Below are 7,651 nucleotides of genomic sequence, written 5' to 3' on the forward strand. Positions count from 1 at the left end.
AACGCAAACATGGGTCGAGCCGAGGCAACTTCGCGGCGATGCCGGCGTTGCCGCGGTCCGGCGCCGCGGTATCGAGCCGGACTATATCGACAGCCGCAGCGACACGCGCACGGTGCGCGGTGCACCGGGGAAGGTCCACAGCGGGCTGTACGAGCTCATCGCATAGGCCGTGTCGAAGAGGTTGTCGGCCTCCGCCCGCAGGGTCAGGGCGGCGGAGAGCCCGACCTCGCCTGCCAGCTTCGCCTTCACGTAGCCGGGAAGGCGCAGCCCGCTGGCGTCGATCGCCCCCGCGCGGTCGCCGACATAGGTCGCGCCCGCGCTGACCGACCAGTCGCCGCCCCGATGCGTCGGGAAGCGCGCGACCGCCAGGACCGTGCCCGAATGCCGGGCGACGTTCAGCACGTCGGCCGTGGCGAAGGCGGAATCGTCCGCGCGCGCGTCGACATAGGCGTAATTGGCCACGACCTGCCATCGACCCGCCAGCCGGATCGCGGCGTCCAGCTCCACGCCCCGGCTGCGCAAAGAGCCGACCGGCGCCAGGAAGTTGGGATCGAGCGGGTCGTTGGTCAGGATGTTGCGCTTCTCGATGTCGAACCAGGTGGCGGCGAGGTCCACGCCGCGCCAGCGTCCGGTCGCCCCCACTTCCCAGCCGTGCGCCTGTTCGGGCGCGAAGGACGGACCCGGCGCGTCGGGCCGCGGCGGACGCCCGATGCCGGCATTCTGCAGGAACGATTCGCCCCAGTTCGCGTGCAGCGCCAGCGCCGCGCCGAGGCGGTAGCGCGCGCCCGCGCGGAACGTGGCGGGGGCGCCGGTGCGCTCGCTCGTCTGCCCCGTCAGGTTGCGGCGCAGGCGCTGGCGGAACGGTTCCACGCGCACGCCGCCGCTCAGCGTCAGCCGGTCCGTCACGTCGACCATGTCCTGCGCGTACAGCGTCAGCGCGCGCCGCCGCTCGCGCTGGTCGGTGAACGGCAGCAGCGCCGGCGCCGCACCGCCGTAGACCGGCGCGAAGACGTCGATCGCGTAGGGCGCGGCGGCGGTGGGATTGCGGCGGCGCAGCAGCTCGAGATAGTCGAGCGTCGCGACCTTCGCGCCGATGGCGACGTGGTGCGTGCCGCCCGCCTCCACCCGGCCGGACAGCTCGACCCGCGCGGCCAGGTCCTCCGCGGCATATCCTCGCTCGCGCCGCTGCCGCCACAGGGTGCGGCCGTCGACCAGTCGCGAGGGATCGCTGGAGAAGCCGGTGAGCGTGCTGCGACGCCACGCGGCGCCTCCCGTCACGCGCCACTCGCCCCCCAGGTCCCGTTCTCCGGTCAGCTGCACCCGCGTGTTGCGCGCGCGGTGGTCGCCGTCGCCCGGCTCGCCGAAGAAGCGCGAGCGCGGCAGGGCCAGCGGATCGCCGCCGATCGCGGGGATCCCGCGATCGAAGGCGGAAGCGAAGCTGACGTGCTCGGCCAGCAGGGTCAGCCGCGTGTCGGCGGCCGGGATCCAGGTGATCGAGGGCGAGACCACGTGCCGCGACAGCCCGACGAAGTCGCGATAGCCGTCGCCCTCCTCCGCGGCGACGACGATCCGCGCCGCCAGCGCGGCCGACAAAGGGCCGGTCACGTCCAGCTCCGCGCGCCGCGTGCCGAACGAACCCGCCAGCAGCACGGCCTGTGCCGCGGGCGCGAAGCGCGGCGTCTTCGACACGATGTTGACGCGACCCGCGGGATCGATGTCGCCGAATACCGCGCCGGACGGTCCCTTCAGCACCTCGATCCGCTCGGTCGTGGCGGGGTCCCGCGGCGCAGCGAGGCCGCGATTGCCGAGGAAGCCGTCGACATAATATTCCGCGCCGCCGTCCGGCGTGCCGAGAAAGCCGCGGATCGCGAAATTGTCGATGAAGCCGCCGCGATTGTTCTGCTGGCTGACGCCGCTGAACAGGTCCAGCGCGTCGGACAGCCGATAGGTGCCGTTGGCGACCAGCAGGTCGCGCTCCAGCGAGCGGCTGGACGGCGACATGCGGCGGGTGACGAGGTCGGAGCCGAGCGCGGCGTCGCGGGCGGAGCCGGTGCCCAGGACGACGATGTCCTCCTCGCGATGCGCGGCTTCGTCCCGGCTCTGCGCGGCGGCGGGAGCGGCGCCGAGCGCGGCCGCCAGCAGCGGTGCCGCGATACGCGCGCGGTGGATGGTCATGGCATTCCCCTTGTCGAGGGCCGCCGATAGCGGCTCGCCAGCCATGATACAACATATCATCGATCCGCCGATCAGGCGGCGGCGGCGGCTTCTCCCTGCAACAGCACCAGCAGCGCGGTCACGGTGATCGGCCGGCTGATGAAATAGCCCTGCGCGTAGTCACAGCGGATCGACTTCAGGAAGGCGAGGTTGGCGGCATCCTCGATCCCCTCGGCCACCACCTTCAGCCCCAGGGTATGCGCGAGTTCGATGGTGGAGCGGACCAGCGCGGCATCGTCGCTCCGCTCGTGCGCGTGCTGCACGAAGCTGCGGTCGATCTTCAGCTCGTTCAGCGGCAGCTCGCGGATGTAGCTGAGCGTCGACTGGCCGGTGCCGTAGTCGTCCATCGACACCGCGATGCCGCGTTCGCGATAATGGTTCAGCGTCGCCACGGCGGTGGCGTGATCGGACATGGCGGCCGATTCGGTCACCTCGAAGATCAGCGCCTCCCCGGGCACGTCCGAGCGCGCGAGCAGTTCGTCGACCGCGGCGATGAAGTCCGGCGCGGCCAGCAGCTTGGCGGAGATGTTCACTGCCGCCGTCACCCGGTGACCGCGCGCGCGCCAGTCGCTCGTGTCGCGCAGCACCGTCGTCAGGACGTGCAGCGTCAGCGGGCCGATGCGATCGGTCTGCTCGGCCAGGGGAATGAACAGGTCGGGCGGCGTGAAGCCGCGCACCGGGTGACGCCACCGGACGAGCGCCTCCACGCTGGCGATGCGATCGGTCGCGAGGCACAGCTTGGGCTGGTAGTGGACCTCGATCTCGCCGTTGCCCAGCGCGGCATCCAGCTCGCCCATCAGCGACACCGCGCGCTCCAGACCGTCGCGCTCGCCGCTCGCCCGGCGCCAGAACACGCCGTCGTGCACCGCCGCCTCGGCGGCCAGCGCCGCGCCCGCCAGGTCGTCCGCGGCGGACACGCCCACCACGACGGCCAAGTCGACCTTGCGCCCGGCGACCTCCACCGGCTCCAGCAGCACCGCGCGCAGCGCCGCCATCGTGTCCTCCACCGGCTGGTCGGCGGGCAGCAGCAGCGCCAGATGGTGGCTGCGCACGCGATAGACGCGGTCGTCGGCGCTGGCGAGGCGCAGCCGCTCCGCCGCGCGCAGGATCGCCTGCACCAGCTGGTCGGTGCCCAGCACCGCGGACAGCGTCTCCAGATTGTTGATCTGCACCACGGCGACCGTCGCCCCCGGCTCCGCCGCGTCGGCCAGGAAGGCGCGCTGGTTGGGCAGGCCGGTCGGCTCGTCGACCAGCCGTTCGGCACGGAACCGCCGCACGATGTCGCGCGCGACGCACAGCGCGGCCACGCTGGCGATGACGAGCAGCCCGGTGGCGAGCGGGTAGTGGACGAGCAGCAGGTGCTGCGCCGCCATCACCGCGGCGAACAGCATGGCCACCCCCGCGACGAAGCGCTGCGCGAACGCCGCCACGCGGCGCGCGTGCACGATCGGCAGCGCGAGCAGCAGCGACACGACCAGCGTCAGCACGCCGGTGCCGCGGCCGGGCACGCCCGCGAACAGCGTCTCCGCGGCCAGCGCCTGGATGACGACTCCGGGCAGCACGCCGCGGTAGCTGGCGGCGTATCGGTCGCCCATCTCGATCGCGGTGGCGCCGATCACGACGTTGCGCCCGCGCACCGCCGCGGGATCGAAGCGCCCCGCCTCCACCGCCACGAAACTGAGCCGCGGGACCGTCGCGGGATCGATCGAGAAGTCGATGGGGAAGCTCTCGTCCGCCACGCCCTGGCGCGCGGCGATGTAGGAGGAGAGCGACGGACGCGGCGTGCCGGCGGTGATGGTGGCGAGCGGCATGGAGCGCACCAGCCCGTCGGTGTCGGGCGCGACGCTGACCGACACCAGGGCGGCATGGTCGCGAAACGCGGCGGGCGGCAGTGCGTCCAGGTGGCGGCGGTCGCCCGCGCTCGCCTGCTGGCTGAAGGTGGGCAGCGCCACCAGCCCGTCCGAGCGCGCCAGCGCCGCGGCGAGGCGTGCGTCCTCCGCCGGATCGGACGAGGCGGAGAGATCGACGTCGAACACGATCGACGCCGCGCCCGCGCGACGCAGGTGATCGATCACCGTCGCGTAATGGCCGCGCGGCCACGGCCAGCGCCGGATCTCCGCGGCGCTGGCGGCGTCCATCTCGACGACGACGGTCCGCCCGCTCGCCGCCTTGTCGAAGAGGCCGAACCGCAGCGGCTCCAGCGCGCGCTCCACCGCGCCGCCGATGCCGGTCAGCGTCGCCAGCCCCAGTGCGGCGGCGGCCAGCATGATGAACAGCGAGCTGCGCGATCGCATCCGCAGACGCAGGGGGGGAAGGCGCATCAGAAGGCGCGCGCCAGCCGCAGCGAGATGCGCGGCCGCTTGTCGCCGGTATCGAACCGGTCCGCGTTCATCGGCAGCGCCAGTTCCACGAGCCAGTCGAACCGTCCGGTACCGATCCGCGCGCCCACGCCCGACGACAGCAGGCTGCCGCCCCCCGCCCCGCCGCGCAGGTTGCCGACCACGCCGCCGTCGACGAAGCCGTACAGCTGCGCCCGATCGACCACGCTGCCGACGATCGCCCCGGTATCGGCGCGCAGTTCGAGCGAGCCGAGGATGCCCTCGTCCCCGGTCCGCTCCGCATAGTCATAGGCGCGGCCGAAGCCCGGCCCGCCGACGCCGAGTTCCGCCGTCGCCAGCAGCGGGCGCGAGGCGAGCTGCCCGGCGCTCGCCAGCACGACGCTGAACGGCTTGCCCAGCGAGGCGGTCCAGTCGACCAGGTAGGAGGCGGCAAGGAAGCGCGAATCGCCGTCGAAGCGCGACGCCAGCACCGACCCGGGCCGCGTCCCGCCCGACACCGGCAGCCCCGCGACCGTCGCCACCTCGCCACGCAGCGCGCCGCCGGCGACCGCCGCGGTGCCGTTCAGCGTCCCCGTCAGCGTCGCCAGCCGGTCGCGGCGCAGCTGCTGCCCGGCCAGGTCCTGGTCGGTTCCCAGCGCGCGCAGCTCCACCCCGGCGAACAGGCTGCGTGCGCGGCTGCGCAGCAGCGGATGCTGGATCGCCACCGCCACGTCGGCGCTGCGCCCCTCCACGTCCAGCGCGGCGAGCGCGCCGCCCGGGCGCGAGCGCGCGAGCGAGCCCGATACGATCGCGGTCGTCCCGGCGGCGTTCAGCGGCGCGGCGTAGCGCAGCCGGGCGAAGATGAACTCGGACCATTGCAGCGGCGTCTGCGACACGATGACGGACAGCTCGTCCGCGGATTGCGCCACGTCGCGCACGCTCGCCAGCACGGTGGAGCGCGCCGGCCCCACTTCCCGGCTACCGCGATTGTCGACCTGCACATAGGCGCTGGCGCGATCCTGCTCGGCGGTGACCAGCAGGATGCCGAAGCCGTCCTGCCGCGCCAGTCGGCTGCCGGTGACGCGCACGCCGGGCAGGTCGCCGACCAGCAGCAGCGCGCGCTCCAGCTCGCGCTGCCGCACCGGCGCGCCGGTGGCGAGGATGCTGGTCAGCAGCCGGTCTGCGGCGGGGCTGCGCACGCCGACGACGCGCACCGCGTCGATCCGGCCGAGGTCCAGCGTCACCCGCAGGATGCCGTCGGTCACCGGCTGCGGCGCGATCGAGGCGGTGGCGAACGGGTAGCCGCGCGCGCGCGCCACGTCGGCCACCGCTCCCGCCAGCTCCGCCAGCTGCGTGTGCGACAGGGATTCGCCGACGACCGGCGCGATCGCCTCGGCGAAAACGGCGGGCGGCAGCCGGTCCTGACCGACGACGACGATGGCGCGTACCGTGCCGGTGATCGGTCCCGCCTGCGCGATCGGCGGCGGCGCGGCCGGGGCGCTGTCGACCGGTGGCGGCGTGCCCGGCTCCGCCTGCGGCAGCGTGCGCTCGATTCGCGTGGGGTCCGCGCGGTCCAGCGCCACCTGCGCGGCGGCGACGCCCGTCTGCGTTCCCGTCAACGCGCAAAGAACCAGAAAACGCTTCATCACCCGTCCCGCGCGATTGCTCCGGCGCCGGACCTACGCGCGAAAATCTTTGCATTTGGTTAGGCCGGCAGGCGCGCGGTGAATCGATATTCACCACCTCTCGCAACGCGATCTCAACCCGCTTCGGCAAAGTCGGACGCTTCGGATCGGCAGCGATGCGCCGTCGATGCAGGAGATCGTGATGCGCAGGCACTTGTTGGCCCTTCTCGCCGCCACCGCGGCCTCCCCCGCGTTGGCGGGCCCGGCCGGCTGGACCATCAGCGAGAGTTCGGGCGCGGTCACGATCGCGCGCGACGGCGTGAGCAAGGTCGCCACGCGCGGGCTAGCCGTGGTGCCCGGCGACGTCGTCACCACCGGACGCGGCGGCCGCGCGGTGCTGGTGCGCGGAACCGAGTTCATGATGGTCGCCCCAGCCAGCCGGCTGCGGCTGCCGGCGGAGGAGCAGGCCACCGGCGTGACCCGCGTGATCGAGGAGTTCGGCAACATCGTCTTCATGATAAAGAAGAAGATGACGCCGCATTTCGAGGTGAAGACGCCGTACCTGGCCGCCGTGGTGAAGGGCACGACCTTCTCCGTCGGGGTATCCGACCGGGGCACGTCGGTGCAGGTGCTGGAAGGCGCGGTGGACGTGGCGACGCTGGACGGCGGGGCGCACGACCTGGTGACGCCGGGGGCGATCGCGATGGTCGCCGCGGGCAACCGCTACCGCATGACGGTCGAGGACGCCGGCCGCACCCGCGTGATCGAGTCGCCGGCCGCGCCAGCGCCGGAGGCCGCCGCACCGGCGACGCCGGTGGCCGCGGCGCCGGCGGAGACGCCCGCGCCGGCCGCCGAGCTTGCCGCCGACACCGCAGCCGTGCCCGCGGTCGAGCCGGTCGCCGAACCGGTGATGGCCGCTGCCGCGCCGGTCGCGCCCGTCGCGATCACCGCGGCGGTCTACGCCCCCGCGGCCTCGCTGGCGACCACGACGGGCGGGCTGGTGACCGGATCGATCGGCGGTGACATCGCCGGCGTCGGCGCCGCCACGCGCGTCGCGACCGAGGCGGCGAGTTCGGCCACGCGCATCGTCGAGGCCGCGACCTCGATCGTCTACGCCAAGGCCGCGTCCGCGCAGGCGCAGGAGAGCGCGCAGGCGAGCGAGACCGAGGCCGCCGCCGCGGCGCAGGCCAAGGCGGAGAGCGAGCGCGCCGCGCAGGCCGCCGCCGCCGCCGCGACGAAGGCGAACGAGGAGGCCGCCGCGGCGCAGGCCGCGGAGGCCGAGCGGCTGGCCGCCAGCGCCGCCGCCAAGGCCGACGCGGATCAGGCCGCGCGCGCCGCCGCCGCCGCGGCGGAGGAGACCGCGCGGGCAGAGGCCGATCGCCTCGCCAAGGCGGCCGCGCAGGCGCAGGCCGAGGCGGAAGCCGCCGCCACGGCGGAGGCCGCGCGCGCCGCCGCCGCCAATGCCGCCAACCACGCCGCCGCCGAGGCCGCGCA

At 74.0% G+C, this 7,651-nt stretch carries 4 protein-coding genes; 1 reads left to right on the plus strand and 3 read right to left on the minus strand.

Translation table 11 applies throughout. The features are described 5' to 3' along the window. Positions 1-81 precede the first annotated feature (81 nt). The 3 genes from HBH26_RS18405 to HBH26_RS18415 form a co-directional block, all read right to left on the minus strand. A complete protein-coding gene (locus HBH26_RS18405; protein ID WP_168136104.1) occupies positions 82-2,175 on the minus strand; it encodes a TonB-dependent receptor in 2,094 nt (697 codons plus the stop codon). A gap of 71 nt (positions 2,176-2,246) precedes the next feature. Next, positions 2,247-4,535 carry a putative bifunctional diguanylate cyclase/phosphodiesterase gene (locus HBH26_RS18410; protein ID WP_168136105.1) on the minus strand — a complete coding sequence of 763 codons (2,289 nt, stop codon included), beginning with the start codon at positions 4,533-4,535 and terminating at the stop codon, positions 2,247-2,249. After that, positions 4,535-6,178, minus strand: a complete 1,644-nt coding sequence (locus tag HBH26_RS18415; protein WP_168136106.1) for a ShlB/FhaC/HecB family hemolysin secretion/activation protein — start codon at positions 6,176-6,178, stop codon at positions 4,535-4,537. Before HBH26_RS18415 ends, HBH26_RS18410 begins: the two co-directional genes overlap by 1 nt. 181 nt (positions 6,179-6,359) lie before the next feature. On the opposite strand from HBH26_RS18415, the gene HBH26_RS18420 reads away from it, so the two are divergent. Next, on the plus strand, positions 6,360-7,651 hold a 1,292-nt coding region (locus HBH26_RS18420; protein ID WP_168136107.1), incomplete at its 3' end, for a FecR domain-containing protein.

Origin of the sequence: Sphingomonas corticis (assembly GCF_012035195.1) — a bacterium.
GTDB lineage: Bacteria > Pseudomonadota > Alphaproteobacteria > Sphingomonadales > Sphingomonadaceae > Sphingomonas > Sphingomonas corticis.